Origin of the sequence: Exiguobacterium sp. SH0S2 (genome assembly GCF_004337185.1) — a bacterium.
Lineage (GTDB): Bacteria > Bacillota > Bacilli > Exiguobacteriales > Exiguobacteriaceae > Exiguobacterium > Exiguobacterium aurantiacum_A.
On sequence record NZ_SJVB01000002.1, the window covers coordinates 658,221 to 678,149 of the forward strand.

The 19,929-nt window shown below is 53.0% G+C and carries 22 protein-coding genes; 14 read left to right on the forward strand and 8 right to left on the reverse strand.

From position 1 onward, the window contains the following. Window positions 1–95: 95 nt before the first annotated feature. Window positions 96–1,091: an MDR family oxidoreductase gene (locus EVJ21_RS08025; protein ID WP_131490294.1), complete on the forward strand. Its 996-nt coding sequence runs from the start codon at window positions 96–98 to the stop codon at window positions 1,089–1,091. Window positions 1,092–1,152: 61 nt separating this feature from the next. Here the strand turns inward: EVJ21_RS08025 and EVJ21_RS08030 are convergent, their stop codons facing one another. After that, on the reverse strand, window positions 1,153–2,667 hold the full coding sequence (locus EVJ21_RS08030; protein WP_328591040.1) for a UDP-N-acetylmuramoyl-L-alanyl-D-glutamate--2,6-diaminopimelate ligase: 1,515 nt from the start codon (window positions 2,665–2,667) through the stop codon (window positions 1,153–1,155). Between the two features lie 294 nt (window positions 2,668–2,961). Continuing rightward, the gene (locus EVJ21_RS08035) at window positions 2,962–3,195 is read right to left on the reverse strand and encodes a hypothetical protein (protein WP_070329164.1); all 234 of its coding nucleotides are present in this window, start codon (window positions 3,193–3,195) and stop codon (window positions 2,962–2,964) included. A gap of 128 nt (window positions 3,196–3,323) precedes the next feature. Between EVJ21_RS08035 and EVJ21_RS08040 the strand changes: the two genes are divergently transcribed. Both EVJ21_RS08040 and EVJ21_RS08045 read left to right on the forward strand, forming a co-directional pair. Then, the gene (locus tag EVJ21_RS08040; protein ID WP_236636574.1) at window positions 3,324–3,539 is read left to right on the forward strand and encodes a zinc-ribbon domain-containing protein; all 216 of its coding nucleotides are present in this window, start codon (window positions 3,324–3,326) and stop codon (window positions 3,537–3,539) included. Window positions 3,540–3,713: 174 nt separating this feature from the next. After that, on the forward strand, window positions 3,714–3,977 hold the full coding sequence (locus EVJ21_RS08045) for a hypothetical protein (protein ID WP_131464765.1): 264 nt from the start codon (window positions 3,714–3,716) through the stop codon (window positions 3,975–3,977). Between the two features lie 15 nt (window positions 3,978–3,992). On the opposite strand, the gene EVJ21_RS08050 is transcribed toward EVJ21_RS08045, so the two are convergent. Beyond that, complete coding sequence (locus EVJ21_RS08050) at window positions 3,993–4,790, reverse strand: HAD-IIB family hydrolase (RefSeq protein ID WP_161568955.1); 798 nt, start codon at window positions 4,788–4,790, stop codon at window positions 3,993–3,995. A gap of 64 nt (window positions 4,791–4,854) precedes the next feature. Between EVJ21_RS08050 and EVJ21_RS08055 the strand changes: the two genes are divergently transcribed. Further along, on the forward strand, window positions 4,855–5,106 hold the full coding sequence (locus EVJ21_RS08055; protein WP_070329166.1) for a hypothetical protein: 252 nt from the start codon (window positions 4,855–4,857) through the stop codon (window positions 5,104–5,106). A 251-nt stretch (window positions 5,107–5,357) separates the two neighbouring features. Here EVJ21_RS08055 and EVJ21_RS08060 read toward each other — a convergent pair whose 3' ends face one another. Together EVJ21_RS08060 and tnpA are read right to left on the reverse strand one after the other, a co-directional pair. Next, on the reverse strand, window positions 5,358–6,434 hold the full coding sequence (locus tag EVJ21_RS08060; RefSeq protein WP_131490296.1) for an RNA-guided endonuclease InsQ/TnpB family protein: 1,077 nt from the start codon (window positions 6,432–6,434) through the stop codon (window positions 5,358–5,360). A 4-nt stretch (window positions 6,435–6,438) separates the two neighbouring features. After that, the gene (tnpA, locus tag EVJ21_RS08065; RefSeq protein ID WP_083274143.1) at window positions 6,439–6,837 is read right to left on the reverse strand and encodes an IS200/IS605 family transposase; all 399 of its coding nucleotides are present in this window, start codon (window positions 6,835–6,837) and stop codon (window positions 6,439–6,441) included. A 169-nt stretch (window positions 6,838–7,006) separates the two neighbouring features. On the opposite strand from tnpA, the gene EVJ21_RS08070 reads away from it, so the two are divergent. From EVJ21_RS08070 to EVJ21_RS08085, 4 genes are all read left to right on the forward strand, one after another. After that, window positions 7,007–7,567, forward strand: a complete 561-nt coding sequence (locus EVJ21_RS08070) for an RNA polymerase sigma factor (protein WP_070329168.1) — start codon at window positions 7,007–7,009, stop codon at window positions 7,565–7,567. Further along, window positions 7,564–8,277: an anti-sigma factor gene (locus EVJ21_RS08075; protein WP_070329169.1), complete on the forward strand. Its 714-nt coding sequence runs from the start codon at window positions 7,564–7,566 to the stop codon at window positions 8,275–8,277. The genes EVJ21_RS08070 and EVJ21_RS08075 overlap by 4 nt, the downstream gene beginning before the upstream one ends. A gap of 83 nt (window positions 8,278–8,360) precedes the next feature. Next, on the forward strand, window positions 8,361–9,272 hold the full coding sequence (locus EVJ21_RS08080) for a Gfo/Idh/MocA family protein (protein WP_131490297.1): 912 nt from the start codon (window positions 8,361–8,363) through the stop codon (window positions 9,270–9,272). A gap of 16 nt (window positions 9,273–9,288) precedes the next feature. Continuing rightward, window positions 9,289–9,474 carry a hypothetical protein gene (locus tag EVJ21_RS08085; protein WP_070329171.1) on the forward strand — a complete coding sequence of 62 codons (186 nt, stop codon included), beginning with the start codon at window positions 9,289–9,291 and terminating at the stop codon, window positions 9,472–9,474. 37 nt (window positions 9,475–9,511) lie between these two features. Here the strand turns inward: EVJ21_RS08085 and EVJ21_RS08090 are convergent, their stop codons facing one another. Further along, window positions 9,512–10,429 carry a DMT family transporter gene (locus tag EVJ21_RS08090; RefSeq protein ID WP_070329172.1) on the reverse strand — a complete coding sequence of 306 codons (918 nt, stop codon included), beginning with the start codon at window positions 10,427–10,429 and terminating at the stop codon, window positions 9,512–9,514. Window positions 10,430–10,756: 327 nt separating this feature from the next. Here EVJ21_RS08090 and abc-f point away from each other — a divergent pair, with 327 nt between their 5' ends. Further along, on the forward strand, window positions 10,757–12,592 hold the full coding sequence (abc-f, locus tag EVJ21_RS08095; protein ID WP_131490298.1) for a ribosomal protection-like ABC-F family protein: 1,836 nt from the start codon (window positions 10,757–10,759) through the stop codon (window positions 12,590–12,592). Between the two features lie 17 nt (window positions 12,593–12,609). On the opposite strand, the gene EVJ21_RS15440 is transcribed toward abc-f, so the two are convergent. Next, window positions 12,610–12,771, reverse strand: coding sequence for a hypothetical protein (locus EVJ21_RS15440; RefSeq protein WP_167615757.1), 162 nt, complete (start codon window positions 12,769–12,771; stop codon window positions 12,610–12,612). Window positions 12,772–13,377: 606 nt separating this feature from the next. Then, entirely contained in the window at window positions 13,378–14,226 is an 849-nt protein-coding gene (locus EVJ21_RS08100) for a Cof-type HAD-IIB family hydrolase (RefSeq protein ID WP_070329442.1), read from the reverse strand. A gap of 166 nt (window positions 14,227–14,392) precedes the next feature. Between EVJ21_RS08100 and EVJ21_RS08105 the strand changes: the two genes are divergently transcribed. The 5 genes from EVJ21_RS08105 (at window position 14,393) to EVJ21_RS08125 (ending at window position 19,920) form a co-directional block, all read left to right on the forward strand. After that, entirely contained in the window at window positions 14,393–15,907 is a 1,515-nt protein-coding gene (locus EVJ21_RS08105) for a BCCT family transporter (protein ID WP_131490299.1), read from the forward strand. 127 nt (window positions 15,908–16,034) lie between these two features. After that, the gene (kynU, locus tag EVJ21_RS08110; protein ID WP_131490300.1) at window positions 16,035–17,312 is read left to right on the forward strand and encodes a kynureninase; all 1,278 of its coding nucleotides are present in this window, start codon (window positions 16,035–16,037) and stop codon (window positions 17,310–17,312) included. An 11-nt stretch (window positions 17,313–17,323) separates the two neighbouring features. Then, complete coding sequence (gene kynA, locus EVJ21_RS08115; RefSeq protein WP_131464779.1) at window positions 17,324–18,163, forward strand: tryptophan 2,3-dioxygenase; 840 nt, start codon at window positions 17,324–17,326, stop codon at window positions 18,161–18,163. Window positions 18,164–18,175: 12 nt separating this feature from the next. Beyond that, a complete protein-coding gene (kynB, locus tag EVJ21_RS08120; RefSeq protein WP_131490301.1) occupies window positions 18,176–18,802 on the forward strand; it encodes an arylformamidase in 627 nt (208 codons plus the stop codon). A gap of 131 nt (window positions 18,803–18,933) precedes the next feature. Next, window positions 18,934–19,920, forward strand: a complete 987-nt coding sequence (locus tag EVJ21_RS08125) for a glycosyltransferase family 2 protein (protein WP_131439439.1) — start codon at window positions 18,934–18,936, stop codon at window positions 19,918–19,920. The last annotated feature ends 9 nt before the right edge of the window (window positions 19,921–19,929 follow it).

Consider the following 19,929-nt stretch of genomic DNA (forward strand, 5'->3'; position numbering starts at 1 on the left):
ACCTCGTTATAACGAAACATTCGCGTATATATTTTCCAGAGTGGGTAATGATACAAAGGGAACAGATTTGCCATACAGAAAGGGGCCAATTTACAATGAACGACTCATTTCAAGCACTCGTGCTCGACAAGCGTGACGACCGACTCCATTCCGAGGTGACTGAGGTCGAGCTCGACTCACTACCTAAAGAAGAGGACGGCAACGTCCTCGTCGAGGTCCATTATTCGGCACTCAACTACAAAGACGCCCTTGGATTGACCGGATCGGGCAAAATCGTCAGCCATTATCCGTTCATCCCAGGCTGCGAATTTGTCGGGAAAGTCACCGAATCTGATCATCTTGATTTCAAGCCTGGGGACGAAGTCATCGCGACCGGCTTTGGCATTGGTGAGCGTCATTTCGGTGGCTTCAGCCAGTTTGCACAAGTTCCAGGAAATTGGCTCGTGAAATTACCGAAAGGCATGAACATGCGAGATGCCATCACGATCGGGACACCCGGACTGACCGCCATGTTCGCGATTGAGGCACTCGAACACGAAGGCGTTCATCCCGGTCAAGAAGTGCTCGTCACGGGAGCATCCGGAGGAGTTGGAAGTTTCTCGATTGCCTTGCTCCATAAACTCGGCTATCACGCCATTGCCTCGACTGGAAAAACAGATTCATCTTATTTAACTGATCTCGGTGCTGAACAGACAATACCACGCAGTGAATTGGAAGGAACCCCCCGACCACTCGCTCGCCAACGGTTCGATGCTGCGATCGACTCGATCGGTGGTAACACACTCGCAAATATTTTAAGCCAAACCCGATACGAAGGAACCGTCGCCGCTTGTGGACTAGTTGGAGGGCACGAACTTCCTGCGACCGTCTACCCGTTCATCCTGCGAGGCGTCCGTCTCGTCGGCATCGATTCGGTCATGCAGCCGATCGCAAGACGAGTGACGGCGTGGGAGCGTCTACACGAGCTGATCGAACCGCACGTACTCAACCAGATGGTGCACGAGATCCCGCTCCATGACGTCCCGCGTCAAGCCGAGGCGATGATGCGCGGTGAGCTGAGTGGCCGGACCGTCGTCCGCATGAACGACTAAACGTCAAAGAAGGGCTGAATCCAACGATTCAGCCCTTCTTCTGTATGCTTGGTAATGAAATTCAAACGGCCGGTTCTTGGCCTTTTAATTTTTTCAGTTCTTCTAACAAGATATCCGATTCATTGAACGGGATCGCTTCGCTGCCGACACGTTCGACATGGTCGTGCCCTTTTCCGACGACGACGATGCGCTTGCCGTCGAGCGCTTGCACGGCCGCGTGGTGCAACGCGTCTCTTCGTGCTTCAAACGTCACATAATGCGTGTCCGCGTCGACCCCTTCGAGCAGCCCGTCGATGATCTGCTTCGGATTTTCGGTTCGGACATCGTGTACCGTCACAATCAAATCGTCCGAATAGCGGCTCGCGATGCGTCCCATCTCAGCCCGTTTCGTCGGGTCACGGTCTCCGGCCGCGCTCAAGACGACGACGAGCTGCCGCTCCCCTTTTTGTAAAGTGGACAGACATTTTTCAAGCCCGTCCGGTGTATGGGCGTAGTCGATATAAATCTCCGCATCTTCCGTGTCAAGCCGCTCGAGACGACCTTTCGGAAGTGTGAGCCCTGGAACATTATCGATAATCGCGCGAAGCATGAGCTCCGACGTCGAGACGAGACCGATGGCCGCGGCCAAGTTGGCAGCGTTGAACGATCCCATAAAGTGAACAGGTGCTTCGATTGTCATCGCGTTCATTTTGATGCGGACGGTGTGACCTAGCCAGATGACTTGAATATCGGCCGGGACGTCTGCGTGCGTACTGTACATGACTTTCCGCCGCGTCGGTGCGAATGCGGCCATCGTCTCGCTCGCCGGGTCTTCCGCGTTCAAGATGATGGCGTCGCCGTCCGTCGTTTCAACTTGTTCGAATAGACGCGCTTTCGCCCGTGCGTATTCATCCATTGAACGGTGGTAGTCGAGGTGGTCGTGCGTCAAGTTCGTAAACGCCGCCGCATGGAAGCGGACTCCTTCGACGCGCCCTTCCATCATGGCGTGCGACGATACTTCGACGACACAGTCGGTCACCCCGGCATCTGCCATTTCGGCCAAGATGCGGTGCAAGACGACGGCTTCTGGCGTCGTGTTAGGCGTCTTTAACTTCTTATCTTTATAACGGGCTCCAATCGTACTGACAATCCCGACCGGACGTCCTGATAAACGAAATAAATCATATGTTAACGTAGCAGTCGTCGTCTTCCCGTTCGTACCGGTGACGCCGTAAATTCGCATCCGATGGGACGGGTGGTCGTAAAACGCGCTCGCCACCACTCCGGCCGTTCGTTTCGTATCGGCAACGACAATGTTTGGCACCTCGAGGTCAAGCGGAGATTCAGAAATCACCGCGCTTGCTCCTTTAGAGACAGCGTCTTCGGCGAATTCATGTCCGTCCACCGTATAACCACGGATGCATATAAACAAATTCCCTGGACTGACCTTTCTGGAATCTGTTTCAATTCCGGTCACCCATGGATCACATTCGATATCATCCATCTCATTTCCTAGAATGGCGGATAAATGTTTCGTCCTCATGCTGTGTACTTCCTTTCTCATGGGTGTCGCTAGGTTAACAAACCTTATCGTCATGGTACTAGATTTTAGGCTGAAATAGAGATGACAAATATATTACTTCCCTCTTTCATAGGAAAACATACGTCTAACTAGAAAATTCCTAGCCCATAACGGGACTAGGAATTCATTTCGCTATCCGTGAACCGAAGTCCTTGTTCAGCGAAAGCACTCTTTAACAATCGAAACACACTCGGTCCGACACCATGCATCACGGCGATCTTCATTCTCGGATAAGCCGTGAGTTGTTCGAGCGTATCAGTAGAGGCGGCAGTGCGCGTTCTGCCGGCGCCGAACATTTGGGGAGTGGCGTCATCCGACTCCCTCTTCTCCTCCAAATTTCCGGTCGACCATCGGGAGGCAGGCGAGGATGCGCTCGATGCAAAACGTCCGCCGGGCTTGCTTCATGATGTCCCATGCGATTACTTGTTCCCCTTGTAGCTTCATCAACTTGACCCGTCGCTTCGAGATGATCCCGTGACGATCCACATACATCAATTCGACGACCCGGCCCATCCGCATCCAACGCGTCACTTCATCCTTCATCCTGCCCCCTCCTTTGTTACATTCATTATACAGAACGTTTGTTCTTATTTCTAATCTAAAGGTGTACGTTTGAGTAATTTCCCGTATGCTAGAAGAAACGAATCTTTTGTGAAAGGGGTACGCCCGTCATGACATACGTCATGTTGGCCGTTTTGGCCATCTTCTTATTTATTTCCATGATTTTTGCCGCCAAGGCGTTGCCGAACTTGAAAGACGTCTTATTCAACCGCGGAAGCTTGTTCGGTCAAGAGAGCAAGACCGTCACGTGCCCGAACTGTAAACAGACGTTCAAACGGGCACCGGGCAGTAGCCAAACTTGCCCCCACTGCTATCATTCATTTTGACCTAAAACACCCGAAGACCCGCACAAACGGTTCTTCGGGTGTTTTTGAATGTGCTCCGCGGTCAAAGTAACCGTTTACGGCACGGTGATTAGTGAAATATAACCATTACTTATTTAGCCGATTGACCACCGCGACCAAAACATGAGAGAACTGGACCCTCTGAAGGAGTTTACAATGTCATTTATTACCGACCGCGAATTGTACGAACGCATCCAACAAAAAGACGCCCTCGCTTTAGAACTCCTATACGACCGTTACGAACGCATATTATACGCCGTCACACTGCGTTTGACTACACGCCCTGACTTGGCGGAAGCCGCCCTCGTGACCGTGTTCACCGAACTTTGGCACAGTCACGTCTCATTTGATTTTTCCACGAGAACGGTTCGGTCCCATTTGCTCGCGAGCGCGCAACAATCGGCACTCCGTTTCGCTTAAAGTGCATGAAGTGAACTAGTGCGACCGTGTCTCCTGCACAAACCGCATCAACACCTCTAGTATTCCTTCCGCATAACTTCCCGCGGTCACACGATCGTGCTCAGACATGGCTTGCTCCGTCCCGTTGCCGAGGACGTATCCGTTACCGACGTGCTTCAACATCGCCAAGTCGTTCCCACTGTCACCGAACGCATACGCTTCGCCTACTTGAAATGCACAGCGGGTACAGACGTAATCGACCGCGGCGGTCTTCCCGGCTCCGCGTGGGATGAAGTCGATATCATACGCCCCGATGGGATCTCCGGCGAGCGGATTGCAGCGACTGACGTTGACCGCGATCCCAAAATCACGAGCGGCCGTTTGGATACGCTCTAGCTCGACTTCATCTTCACCGAAGTAATAATAGTTGTGCATCCACGCGTTCGTCCCCATGTTCGTCTGCGGCTCAATCGTGAGCGCATGGTGAGTCACGACCTGTTCGACACGGCGAGAGAAATCAGACGGGAACAGTGACTGGAAGTTCGAGTCTAGCTCGAGTTCTCCTGCAGTTGTGACATGGTATAACTCTGTCCCGAGGCTCGAGGCGATCCGATGCGGAAAGTAGCGCATGTCGGCCCGCCTCACCTTCTCAGCAATCGTCTCAAGCGAGCTCCCCGTCACCCACATCGTCGAAAACCGATGGGAGTGCTGCTCGAGAAAATCTTCAAGCCGCCGCAAGTGCTCGAGCTGTTCAGCCGTACACGCATGCGGGAAATACGTCTCGTCGAAATCAAAACAGACGAGCGTCCGCCCCTCGTTCGTAAATCGTTTCATGGTCATCCTCCTTGTGTCGTCATACCCCATCTCGTATAGTAAAAGGACGAAAGGAATGAGCGACATGAAAAATCGATTAAGTCGGTACTACTGTCAGTATAGCGGAATCCTGATCGGTTTCGCCCTCGTCTTCGCCTTTTTGTCCGGCGTGCGGACGTATCCGTTCTGGCATCAGTCGCTGTCAAACGGGCCCGCGCTTGTCATGACACTCGTCACGGCGGCGCTCTTCAGCTACGCGACACATCAGCTGCTCACCTACTTGAATTTACGACTCTTCCGTCAAATCGGGGATGCAACTTCCACGTGTTCACGTTGAACACGATGGTTACATACGACTGTTCACAAAATAGTCATATCAAATAGGCATCCATTTTACGGTTTCATCCGTTAGATCAATACAAGGGACTCCCTTCATGATTGACACTCCCACGGCTAAAGCCGCAAGCCCATCCCTTCAGGATGAGTGGGATTCCGAAGTGCTTGTGCGAACGCAGTCCATTTCTGTTTTGTCCGAGCCTTCAGATGAGGGTGTGCCATCACCCCTCCTGAGACAGACCCTATAGGTTCTCAGGCTGGTCGACTGTCACCATCGACCACAGGTGCGTATCGGATGTTCATCGCACCGACTAGATCTCTGTGTTTTTTGAATCCACACGGACAGGCGTACGTCCGGTCTTTCGCTTTGTTTCGTTCGCCGCAGGAAGGACAGGTTTGAGAGGTATAGGCCGGATTGACATATTCGACCTTGATCCCTTCGAGCTTTGCCTTGTACTCGATGAACAATGCCAAGCGATAGAACGACCAGGTGTGCAGGTTCTTGTTGTGTTTACGGCTTGTTCTTGCCGTCTGTCGGATGTTCGCCAATCTTTCGAGGCGGATGACAGAAATCTTGTTCTCTTTCGCGAAGTCGACGATCTCACGGCTCACCTTGTGATCTTTGTCTTTCATCCAGCGCTGTTCTTTGTTGTTCAGCTTCTTGATCGCATCCAGTTTCTTCTGTTGACCGAGCTCTTTCCGTTTCGCACGAAACTTGCGCTTCATATACTTGTTCTCACGCCCGTTCCCGAAGAACCGCGCCTTGTCACGATCTGTCGATGCGACGGCGGGGACTTTCAGGCCGAGGTCGACCCCGAGCACGTTGGTGCCCCCCTTCTCCGTCGTGGGGATCGTGACGGCGATCTGGGCGATCCACTTGTTCGACTTCTTGATGATGCGGAGCGTCCCGAGCTTGTTGGCGAGGAGCGTGGCGTTCCGGTTGTCCGGGTCGACCATCTCGGCGCGGATCGCCGTCTTCTTGACCTTTCCGTCGATCATGACCGGGAAGGAGATCGACTCGAAGTCGAACGAGTAGTTTTGGTTGTTCCAGGTGCAGTACGGCTTCTTGAGGACAGGGACGACCTGGAAGCCCTTCTTCTTCGCCTTTTTGAACATGCTCTTCGCATCCTGGATGGCCTGATTCTTGACGGCGCTCGGCAGATCGGAACTCACGTTTTTGCTCGTCAGCTTTAAGTTTTCTCGAGCCTGCACCATGTCCGAGACGAGCTGGTTCGTCGTGCCGATGTAGGTGCGCATCATCCGCTTTAAGATCGATTGTTGCTCTTTTGTCGGACGAAGTTTGATGTTCACCGTCAATGTCTGCGACACGGTGTCACCCCCTTGTTTTTTGTTCCTCGACATAACGCTTGATGGTCTCACTGGAGACGCTTCCCTCCGTCGACACGAAGAAAGATCTCGTCCAAAGGCTTGTGAGATGTGTGAGATGGGGAAATTCCTCTCGTAGTCGCTTCGACGAGACGCCTTTGATGCGCGCCATGATGTCAGACGGGCTGAGGGATGGCAACGCCGACAAGAATAGATGTGTGTGGTCCCGATCACACGCGATGGCGATGAGTCGAATGTCGAGCTCTTCGCAGACGTCACGGACGATCTCTTTGAATCGTTGCTCGAACGTATCGTCATCGAATAATTTTCGGCGATACCTCGGGCAGAACACGAAATGATATTGGATCATCGACACGGTGGTTTTGGTTCTTCTGTAATTGTTCATACGTTTATCGTATCATTAATTTTATTAGAGTGATACATTTTCTTGGGATAAGATCATACTTGTTGATTTCTGAAATTCCGACTAGCGGGACTCCGAAATCAAGCTCACGTTCATCCCACCACTAAAGGATTGGGCTTTCCCGTTCGCAAATTCTGTAAAGGAGAACGCCATGACTGATATTGAATTGTATGAGCGCGTCAGGAAAAAAGACAAGCAAGCGCTCGAAACACTATATGACCGCTACGAACGAATCTTGTACGCGTTCGTCATGCAACTGACGAAAGACCGCGATCTCGCCGAAGAAGCGATGCAAGAAGTCTTCATCAAGCTGTGGCGCGGCGGCGGTGTGTACGACGAGTCGAAAGGCAAGTTCAAATCGTGGCTGTTCACGATGAGCCGACACGTCACGATCGACTTGATTCGAAAACGCAAACCCGATTTACAGCTCGATGAATCATATGCTGAAGCGATTCCTTCCCCGTCCCCTTCTGTCGAGACCGAGGTCGAGTGGCAAGAAGAACGGGCCCAAATCGAGACGGCGATGGCCGAGTTGCCGGTCGAGCAACAAAAAGTCGTCCGGCTCATGTATTTCCAAGGTCTCAGCCAGCAGAAAATTGCCGATGCGTGCGACATCCCGCTCGGTACCGTAAAAGGAAGGATTCGATTAGCGCTGAAACAGTTACGAAAACATCTATCCCATGACGATATAGATAAGGAGGTGGAACGATGAACGCCTGTGACCAATTGATCGACTATTTCAACCAACATTTAACGGAAGACGAACGGATTCGCTTCGAGGCACATTTAGCAACATGCCAAACGTGCCAAGAAGAACTCGAACAACTCGAGGCACTCGTCGGAGGCGTCGCGTTCCTCTCTGAGCCGACCGAACCACCGAGCGGCATGAAGGCTCGCATCCTCGACAACGTCTTTGCCGAAGACACAACTGAACCGAAGCTCGTCAAAGCCGAACCGGCTCCCGTCACACCGTTCACGGAAACCCGTAAGAAGCAGAAGTCTTCGTGGGGAGCGCTCGCACTCGCGGCCGCACTCGTCCTCTCACTCGTCGGTAACGGCTATCTGTTGATGAATCAAGACGAGCCGACCGCGATTACCTTGACCGATACGGTGCCACTCGAAGGCGAATCAGAAGGGGTCGCCTACTTGGCCGAACAAGACGGCGATCGCCAACTCATCGTCCAGACGAACGGCCTCGCACCGCTCGAGGCGAACGAAGTGTATCAAGTCTGGTTGCTCAAGGACGAATCTCCGATTCCGACCGGTGCGTTCGTCACAGACGATAAAGGCAACGGTACCGTCATCTATACGCTCGACTCGACCGAGTCAGCGACAGATTGGGACACGGTCGCCGTCACGAAAGAGCCTGAACGGGGCAATCAAACACCCGAGGGCGACATCGTGTTAAGTGCCAGTCTCTGACATAGAACCGGATGACTTTACGCGTGAAGCGTAGGTGTCATCCGGTTCTTTTTTCGTTATGATGAGAGAAAGGAGTGGTACATATGAGAAAACCGAAAATCGGTGTCGTCGGCCTCGGCGGCATCGCCCAAAAAGCGTATTTGCCCATCTTGACGAACAGCACCTCGTTCGAACTCGTCGGCGCCTACTCTCCGACACAGGCTAAACGGGATGAAATTTGTCGGGCATATCGGATGGAATCGTTCACGGGACTCGATTCGCTCGCCTCGTCCGTCGATGCAGCGTTCGTCCATAGTTCGACCGAGACGCATTACGAGATCGTTTCCTACTTACTCGCGCAAGGCGTCGACGTGTACGTCGACAAGCCGCTCGCCGCAACCGTCGAACAGGCCGAACGGCTCGTCGAAACGGCAGAACGTACGAACCGCAAGCTGATGGTCGGCTTTAACCGTCGCTTCGCCCCGATGTATAATCAAGTGAAGGCAGCGGCCCCGTTCCACTCGCTCGACTTCGTCAAGCACCGGGGGGACGGATTGCGCGGACACGATTACCGGTTCACGTTACTCGACGATTACTTGCACGTCGTCGATACGCTCCGCTATTTTGCCGGAAGCGACTTACGGCTCGTGACGGGACAAATCGAGACGACCGCATCGAACGGACTCCATTTCGCACGTCACGTCTGGCAAGATGAAAACGGCCTGCATACGACGTCGATGCACCGCAAGGCGGGCGTCAATCACGAAGGACTCGTCGCCATCAAGGACGGACTTCGGTTGACGGTCGATGAAATGGTGACGCTCCATCGCTTCGAACACGGCTCGCATTCGACCGAGACGTTCGGTTCGTGGGATACGTTGCTCACGCAACGCGGCTTCCAAGGAGCAATCGATCACTTCATCACGGCGCTGACTGACGATACCCCGATTTTGACGGACGGACGCGAGGCGTTGCTCACGCAACAACTAGTCACAGACTTGTTCAGCAGACGCTGAGAGGAGGAAAAATCAGATGGATTTCTTTTTCTACATCATGATCATCGCCGTCATCGCCATCGCCTCGGACACAATCATCAAGACGCGCAAAGCCCGCATCGAGGAGCTGCGGCTCAAAGTCGAGCAAGAAAAGCTGGCAATCCAGCGGCTCGAACTCGAGATGAAGCGCGACCAGGACAAATTGGATGACCACGGATTTTAAAAAGACGGTCGACCCTTCATTGGGCCGACCGTTCGTGTTATAAAATGTTTCGTTCGTATGAAGCCGTCACGTCGAGGCGACGCTTTTGGCGCCGTTCGACGAGTGTCGACCAGGTGACGGCCGTGACGATACAGGCAGCGCCGATGAAAAAGTTTCGGTCGAGCTGTTCGCCGAGAACGAGCCAACCGAGATAACCTCCGACGAGCGGCTGAAAGAAGAAGAACAACGACCCGACGCTCGCATCCATCAGTTCGAGTCCTTTGTTCCAAAAGAAGAACGCCCCGGCCGTCGAGATGATGCCGACGTATAAAACGCTGAGCCAAAGGACGCTCGTCATGTCTGGAACGCCAGACTGCACGACTTCTAGCCCCATGAGTGGTGTCATCAAGACGAAGGCGATCCCAATCGCGAACGTCGTGATCGTCAGAGACGAGACCGTTTGCGAGGCGACTTTGACATACACGGACATGAGCGCCCAGGTGATGGCGGCACCGACCAAGACGAGGCTGCCAAGCAAATACGTCCCATCGACGTGCCAGCCGACGACGATGATGACGCCGAGCGTCGCTAAGACGAGTGACCCAATTTTGACAGGTGTGAGCTGCTCTTTCAAAATCAACCGGGCGAACAACACCATGAACGCCGGCGTCGCTGCTGTCACGAGTGAACCGGTGTGGGCATCGGACAGCTTCGTGCCGATGAATTGGAATGAGATCGAGGCGACGTAACCGATCACACCGACGAGCGTGATCCATTTCAAATCCTCGCGCCTCACTTGTTCACGACCGAACAACGACCATGCCGCGAACAAGACGATGAACGCTACGGCGTAGCGCATCCAGACGAGCGTGAACGGCTCGATGAACCCGAGCGCATACTTACTGACGACGTACATCCCGCCCCAAATGCTAGCGGCGAGCGCCAAACTGATGGCACCGAGCCATTCCTTGCGCATCTTCATCCCTCCTTTGATTCCTAACTAATACGACGTCCATCGAATGAACTCCTGTTTTTCAACCGTTGTCGAAATTCAAGAAATCGCTTACACTAGTTGTATCGATGATTGAAAGGAGGGAGAAAGGTGAACTTTGTCGGACGTACGCACTGGTCAACTGAACATTTGTACATTTTGCGTGCGATTTTTCACGATGTTGCTTAACCATAGGACCCGTCTGTCCTGTTTTAGACATTGTTGAAAATACGACGAAGCGCCTCTCTTCCTTACCGAGCGCTTGTTTGCGCTCGGTTTTTTTGATAGGCCTCGACTTTAGGAGGAACTTACATGTTGATCGACATGCAACATATTCAAAAACAATTCGGTGGCCACGCCGTCTTAGTTGATGCCAATCTTCACGTGAACGCAGGCGAGCGGATCGGACTCGTCGGACGGAACGGCAGCGGTAAAACGACGTTGCTCCATTTGATCGTCGGCACCGAGGCGCCGGACGATGGCACGATTTATCGAAAACAACGGCTCAACATCGGTTATTTGGCACAATTGCCCGCCTATCCGGACAAGAGCGGGCGCGACGTGCTCTACACCGCGTTCGCCGAACTGATTCGGCTCGGCGAGGCGATGCATGCGCTCGAGGCAGAGATGGCGTCAAGCGATAAACTTGAACTGTTATTAGATAAGTACGGAGCGCTCCAAACCCGATACGAGCAGAGCGGCGGCTATGTAATCGACTCAAAAGTGAACGCTATGATCGACGGGCTCCGCCTCACGCGGTTTGTCGACCGCCCGTTCGACACGTTAAGCGGCGGCGAGCGGACGAAGGTCGGGCTCGCTTTGGCACTGCTGCAAGAACCGGAACTGCTCATCCTCGATGAGCCGACGAACCACTTAGACTTAGAAGCGATGGCTTGGCTCGAGTCGTTCTTACGGGACAGCCCGTCGACGCTCCTGCTCGTCTCGCACGACCGGGTCTTCCTCGATGCCGTCGCCACACGAATCGTCGAATGCGAGGACGGTGAGTTGACGAGTTTTGACGGCAATTACAGCTCGTTCGTCGCTCAAAAAGAGAAGCTGTTGCTCGACCAATTCCATGCCTACACCGAGCAACAAAAGAAAATCAAGAAGATGAAAGAGACGATCCGGCAGTTGCGGCAATGGGCGAACGAGGGCAATCCCCCGAACGAAAAGTTCTACCGCCGCGCCAAATCGATGGAAAAGGCGCTCGCTCGGATCGAGACGATCAAAAAACCGCGACTCGAGGCGATTCAGCCCGACATCACGTTCTCCGCGAGCGGGCGAACCGGGCGTGATGTGTTTGAAGTGACAGACGCTTCTGTCACGTATGATCAGACCGTGTTTCAAAACGTCTCGTTCTACGCCGGTCACGGGGAACGGATTGCCATCGTTGGACCGAATGGCAGCGGCAAGTCGACGCTCTTGAAGCTATTGCTAGGCGAGCTCGAGCCGACTTCCGGAGATGTTCGCCGGGCGGAACGGGCCCGAATCGGCTACTTGTCCCAGCACGTCCAGTTCGACGACGGGCATCGATTGATCGAGGCGTTCCGAGACCGGATCGCCGTCGACGAGGGCAAGGCACGACAGTTGCTCGCCCAGTTCTTGTTTTATGGAGCGAGCGTGTTCAAACCGGTCGGCAATTTGAGCGGCGGTGAAAAGATGCGGCTCATGCTCGCGGTCCTCATGCACGAGGACATGAACGTGCTCGTTCTCGACGAACCGACGAACCATCTCGACATCGAAGCGCGCGAGGCGCTCGAAGAAGCACTCGACCGCTTCACCGGAACGCTCGTCGTCGTTTCCCATGACCGGTACTTCTTGAACAAACTGTTCCCAATCACGTATTGGCTCGATGGAACAATCACCCGTTTCCCGGGAAATGTCGCCTACGCGCTTGAAAAACGGGTTGAACCTCACATCGCTGAACCCGTCTCGCAACCGAAAGCCAAAATAGCCAAACCGCAACGGCCCGTCGATACCGCGGCCGACGAGGCACGATTGAACCAGCTCGAAGATGATCATCAGAGTCTACTCACTCAAATGAACGACACGAACGACGTCGAGGAACTGATGACGCTGCAACGACAAGCCGATGCGCTCCAAGCTGACATCGATACGCTGCTCAATCAGTTGCTTGAATCGATTTAACGACGAACGACGCCGTGTCAACGGCGTCGTTTTTGTTCGAACCAGGATTGGACTAAAAAGCCGGTCACACCGACCGCCATCAAAAAATACGGGACGACGCGCGGCACCGCGCTCGCCTCTCCGATTGACATGAGCAGCAGTCCGCTCACGAATGTGCCGAGCCAGTACAATTTCGGCATAGATTCACCCCTTCATTCATCACCTAAGAAAAAGCGCCACACGTGTGGCGCTTAACGGTGAGCATTTTCTAAAAAAGCGGACTTTCACCCGATCGAGAAACATCTCGATCGACCGTCCCAGCGGATTGGTCAAATACGTGCTAGAAAATCGACGCGATTCACGCAATGATTTCTGAGCGTACGTTCGTCTAGAGGTCGATATAGCCTGGCACAGAAGCAAAAAATCGGTTCCGGATTGGCATGTTAGCGACACTTCGACTGTGAAAAATGAAATCTGTCACGAACCTCGTCCTGCTCACCTCTGTTTCCAGAAAAATCGATACCTGTTGACGTCTGCTTCCCCAAAGCATCATGTTTGTCTGCCCCTTGCCATTTTAACATACGCAAGGTGGACGACAGATCGGATATGAAGGACGGTCACACAGGTCGATTTTTCTGACATGCTGTCTCTCGTTTCACCGAGCCGGCCTCGGCCAAACAACGACTGAATCTTTGTTTCATTCGTTGTCCCCTTTCAGCTCAACACGTTGAATGAGGACTACATTAATACAATAGCCGTTCTGCCCAGCGACGAACCCTAGTTCACCATTTCTTCAAAATTTCAGCTCATACATAACGATCAAGCGCATACGCGACTCCATCCGCCTCGGCGTCTTTCGTAATATGGGTACTGATGTCTTTTAGCGGATCGACCGCGTTGCCCATCGCAATTCTCGTCTCCGCCACCTCGAACATCGAGATATCATTCAAGTTGTCCCCGATCGCAACGATCTCTTCTTGCGGGATCTGATGATGCTCGGCGAGCTGCTTCAGCGCCATGCCTTTACTCGCCTTCGGATGTCCAATTTCAATCTTCGTCCATCCCGCCGTCGTGATCAAAATATCAGTCCGCGGCTCGTAAAGCTTCCGTAGCTTATGCAGCTTACGACGATCGAACGAATAGATGAACACTTTGTACACTTCATCGGCTTCAAAATCAATCTCATCAATCGTATCGACGTACGTCAGGCCGAACTGTTCATTTTGAATCTCGATCTCCCGCTCGCCCCACTCTCGGGTGAACGACTGGTCGTGCGGCAACACCTCATCTAATTCGCCTTTTAACAAGTCGGTACCCGTGCGCAACACTTTGACACCGGCGTTCGTATAAAACTCGACGTACGTATCATGCTCATGCGCCACGTCCCATAACTCCTGAACGACTTGTTTCGGGAGGGCGTGATAGTAAATACGTTCATTTTCATAAAATGCGATCGCCCCGTTCCCGGAAAGGATCGGGCACGTCAACTCGCTCCGCTTCAAAATTTCCTCGATATCATGGATTGAGCGTCCTGACGAGATGGCGACCAAATCACCGCGCTCCTGGCGTCGCCGGATTGCTTGTTGGTTCGCTTCCGTGATGACACCGGTGCGCGACAATAACGTCCCGTCTAAGTCGATGGCAATCAATTTCATTTAATTCTCTCCTTTCAGCATGTTTGTCTCCATTCTAATTCCCTGATTTGCTCAGTCTCAACTGTCAGATTGCACAGTAAATGAAAACTCCGGTTTCCCACTTTCAAAAATAGGGAATTTATTATTAGTTCTCAATAATATTTGTCCGTTCGGAAAGGAGTTCTTTATGAACATCTCACCTGGAAAGCCGCGTTTGAATCGTGTGTTTTACATCTCTGCGAGCATCATTGCCCTGCTCGTCTTATTCGGTGCGATTCGCCCGACATTATTTGCTGACATCGCCGGCAGTATCTTCAACTTCACGACCCGGTCGTTCGGTTGGTTCTACTTACTAGCCGTCTTCTTTTTCGTCCTCTTCTTAATCTTCCTCGCTTTCAGCAAGTACGGAAAGATTCGTCTCGGGGCAGACAGCGACCGACCACAATACCCGTTCTTCACTTGGATCGGAATGTTATTTTCAGCTGGTTTTGGGGTCGGGCTCGTCTTTTGGGGCGTTGCTGAACCGATGAGTCACTTCATCACGCCCCCATATGCGGATACGACTGAACTGACAGTCGAGGGAGCCCGACTCGCCATGGCCTATTCGTTCTTTCACTGGGGCGTCAGTCAATGGTCCGTCTTCGCCATCGTCGGATTGATCATCGCCTACTTCCAGTTTCGCCGGAATACAGATGGACGGATTTCGACAAGTTTATCTCCGCTCATCAAAGAGCGGCCTTACAAACAACCGCTCAACCAAACAATCGACATTTTTGCCGTCATCGCGACGGTCATGGGTGTCGCGACGTCGCTCGGGCTCGGCGTCCTGCAAATCAATGGCGGACTGAATAGCGTCTTCGGGTTGCCAAACACGGCACTCGTCCAAGTCCTCATCATCGTCGTATTGACCGCTTTGTTCTTGACGTCGACGACGACCGGTCTCGATCGCGGGATCAAATGGCTCAGTAACATCAACCTTGGAACGGCACTCGTATTGATGGTGTTCGTCTTCTTCGCCGGTCCGACCATCTTCATCTTAGAGACGTTCACGCTCGGGCTTGGCGACTATTTGCAAAACTTTATCCGCTATAGTCTCCGTCTCCAACCTTATCAACAAGGGACGTGGGTACGGGACTGGACGATTTTCTACTGGGCATGGGCCATCGCCTGGTCGCCATTCGTCGGAGCGTTCGTCGCTCGTGTCTCACGAGGCCGTACGATTCGCGAATTCATCGTCGGTGTGCTCGTCGTACCACCGTTCATCGCGCTCATGTGGATCGCTGTGTTCGGCGGAACCGCCCTTCATCTCGACTTGTTTGAAGGGACATCGATCGCCCAGGCAGTCGATGCCGACGTCACGAGCGCCTTGTTCGTCACGTTTGCCGAGCTACCGTTCAGTTTCATCCTGTCTATCTTGTCGATTTTATTGATTCTCACGTTCTTGATCACGTCGGCCGACTCGGCGACGTACATCATCAGCAGTATGACAACGAACGGAAGCTTGAACCCGCCGCTTTCCGTCCGCATCGTCTGGGGTATCTTGCTCGGTGGCATCGCCGCTGTCCTGCTCATCGCGAGCGGACTCGAGGGGCTACAGACCGCTTCCTTGATCTCGGCCCTGCCGTTCACGATCATTCTAATCTTGATGGTGTACACGCTGTTCAGCTTGTTGCGTCAAGAGAACATCAAAAAAATCAAATGAGTTTGTCTGAGCCGCCGATTTCATGGCGGCTCTATTGCTGTCTCGATGCGTCGGTCCGTGTTGACACGTATGCGTCCGATTGCTACGCTTTTGTCAGCATGGCACGATAGTCAAAGGGGGAAATGATATGGTTCAAGATTTCACACGCGGTTATGCGGAGACGCGAGACGCAAGCGACCCACTCGCACGCTACCGGGGAGAGTTTTACTTGCCGCAGGACGGGATCTACATGGACGGGAATTCGCTCGGTCTGTTATCGAAACGAGCCGAGAAGACGTTGCTCGAATCGCTCAGTGATTGGAAAGAACTCGGAATCGACGGCTGGATGTCGGGGCGCCATCCGTGGTTCAATCTGTCAGAAGAGCTGGCCGCACTCAACGCGCCGCTCATCGGTGCGAGCACCAATGAAGTCATGGTCACCGGATCGACGACCGTCAACTTGCATCAGCTCGCCGCCACGTTCTTTAAACCGGTCGGCAAACGGACGAAGATTCTCGCCGATGCGCTGACGTTCCCGTCGGACATTTACGCACTCCAAAGCCAACTCTTGCTACGCGACCTCGATCCGGCCGAACATCTCGTCCAAGTGCCGAGTCGTGACGGTCGTTATTTAAATGAGGATGACATCATCGCCGCCATGACCGACGATATCGCGCTCATCGTCTTGCCGACGGTGTTATACCGGAGCGGTCAGATTCTTGATATGGCCCGTCTCGCCAAAGCCGCACACGAACGCGACATATTGATCGGCTTTGATGCATGCCACTCGGTCGGCGCCATCCCGCACGCGTTTCATGATTGGGGCGTCGACTTCGCCTACTGGTGCAACTACAAGCATTTGAACGGCGGACCGGGAAGTGTCGGTGGGCTGTTCGTCCACGAGCGTCATTTCGGGACGACGCCAGGTCTTGCCGGTTGGTTCGGATCACGAAAAGACAAGCAGTTCGACATGGACCACACGATGACACCGGCTGAACATGCCGGTGCGTTCCAAATCGGGACACCGCACGTCATGAGCCTCGCGCCACAACTCGGCGCGCTCGAGATGTTCAATGAGGTCGGCATGGAAGCGATTCGTGAGAAGTCGCTCGCTTTAACGACGTATATGACCGAATTGATCGATGAACTGCTCGCACCGCACGGCTTCGTCATCGGCAGCCCGCGCGATGAAAAACGTCGCGGTGCCCACTTGAGCCTCGAGCATCCGGAAGCGGCTCGTATCTGTAAAGCGCTCAAACAACACCGTGTCATTCCTGATTTCCGAGCGCCGAACATCATCCGCCTCGCACCGGTCGCGCTCTACAACACGTTCACCGACGTGTACGACGTCGTCATGATCTTGAAAGAAATAATGGACAATAAAGAATACGAGGCGTTCGAGAACGTCCGTGAAGTCGTAGCTTAAGGAGATTAACGATGAGTGAACGTATCGAACATAAAGTCGAGCAATCGATTCAAACTGACTTTTCAAAAGACATGTCGTATGGCGACTATTTACAGCTCGACCCGATCTTATCGAGTCAACATCGCCTGTCGGACCACCACGACGAGATGCTGTTCATCATCATCCACCAGACGAGTGAGCTGTGGATGAAGTTGATCTTGCATGAGTTGACTGCGGCCGTGACCGCCATTGAAACGGGTGAGCTCGAACGATCGTTCAAAATGCTCGCCCGCGTCTCGAAAATCCAACAACAGCTCATCCAATCGTGGAGCGTCCTCGCGACGCTCACACCGGCCGAATATTTAGAGTTCCGTGACGAGCTCGGCTCGTCATCTGGTTTCCAATCGTACCAGAACCGCCAGATTGAATTCGCGCTCGGCTTTAAAAACGCACGGACGCTCAGTGTCTATGCCCATGACGAGGCACTCTATCCGCTCCTCGAGGCATCACTCCAAGCACCGAGCATCTATGACGTGACCGCCCGTGAGATGCACCGCCGCGGACTGCATATCGACGCGGACGTGCTCGACCGGGACGTGACGCAGGACTGGGAGTGGAACGAGAGCGTCGAGAACGCTTGGGCCGCCGTGTACCGGGACGTCAACACGTACTGGGACTTGTATGAACTCGGAGAGAAGTTGCTCGACATCGGCAACCAACAACAGATGTGGCGTTTCAATCATATGAGCACGGTCGAACGGATCATCGGTCAAAAAATGGGCACGGGTGGATCGTCCGGCGTGAACTACTTGCGCCGCGTCCTCGACCACCGTTTCTTCCCTGAACTATGGACCGTCCGGACAAAATTGTGAGGAGACATAACGATGACACAATGGATTGACGTATCACAGCCGCTCGACGACTCGATCACGACATGGCCGGGCGACACAAAGTTCAACTACGAGATCGCTTGGCCGATGGCGGACAGTGGCTCCGTCAACGTCGGCAAAGTGACGATGAGTCTACATACAGGCACACATATCGACGCCCCGTTCCATTTCGACGCTGCCGGCAAGCGGGTGATCGACCTCGACCCCGGGCTCTACATCGGACCGGTCCGGGTCATTCATTTGCCCGGGCGACAAAAGATTGAAGCAAGTGATTTGGACGGATTCGACTTGACCGGTGTCGAGCGCCTCATCCTGAAGACGGACGGATGGCCGAACAAAGCTGAATTTCCAAGCCAGATCCCGGAACTTACGCCATCCCTCGCCGAGCGGTTGGGACAGCTCGGTATTTATTTGATCGGTCTCGACCTGCCATCGGTCGACGCCATCGACAGTAAAGACATGGACGCCCACCACGCGCTCGCGCGGAACGGCGTCCACATCCTCGAAGGGCTCGTCCTCGATGCGATCGCGCCCGGAGATTACGAATTGAACGCCGTCCCGCTTCCAATCGTGGAAGGTGACGGTAGCCCGGTGCGCGCATTGCTTCGCTCGATTGACTAACTGATCTTACATCCACTCCATTTTGACGGTGTGGATGTTTTTGTTTTATGTGAAAGGAACCATTGACGCTTGAGTTTGCAACTGTTCGGGAATGGATAATCATCGGAAGTGTGTAGAAAGGAGTGTTTTTTATGAAGACGATTTCTATGGTATTACCTGCCTATAACGAAGAAAAAAACATTCCTCTCATCTTCGACGCCATCCATGAACAGTTTGACGGCACTCCTTATTCTTATGAAATCTTATTCGTGAATGATGCAAGTTCGGATCGTACACTTGATGTAATTAAATATTTGGCTAAGCGTCATCCTGAAGTGCGTTACATCTCATTCTCGCGAAATTTCGGGAAGGAAGCAGCCATCCTGGCCGGGTTACAACACGCGACGGGGGATGCGACAATCTTGATGGATACCGATTTACAGCATCCGCCGTCCCTGATTCCGGACATGGTTGCCGGTTTCGAGCAAGGATTTGATCAAGTCATCGCCAAGCGCGACCGAGCCGGCGAAAGCAGGACTCGAAAACTGGCCTCTCGGACGTATTACAAGCTTATCAACAAAATCGTCGACGTCGAACTCGAGGACGGTGTCGGTGACTTCCGTCTGCTAAGCCGCGAGGCTGTCGACGCTCTCTTACGAATGAACGAGCATCAACGGTTCTCAAAAGGCTTATTCTCGTGGATTGGCATGGAACAAAAGACGATTACTTATCAAAATGTACTCCGTCAAAACGGCGAGACAAAATGGTCGTTTAGCCAACTATTCAATTACGGTGTCGATGGGTTGATCTCTTTCAATTCGAAACCGCTGCGCTTTTGCTTTTACTCAGGCGTATTGATTTTACTACTGTCGATGCTCTATATTCTGTTGACACTGTTTGACATCATTCAAGACGGTATCGACACACCAGGCTATTTCACGCTCATCTCAGCCATCCTGTTACTTGGTGGAATCCAGCTCGTCAGCCTCGGGATCATCGGTGAGTACGTCGGTCGCATCTATTTTGAGACGAAACGCCGTCCGGCCTACTTGATTCAAGAAACTAACATACAAAGGAAGAGTGCGAATGAACAAGAGAAAGGCCGAGTTTATAAGATTCGTCGCCATTGGGGGAATTAATACTCTTAA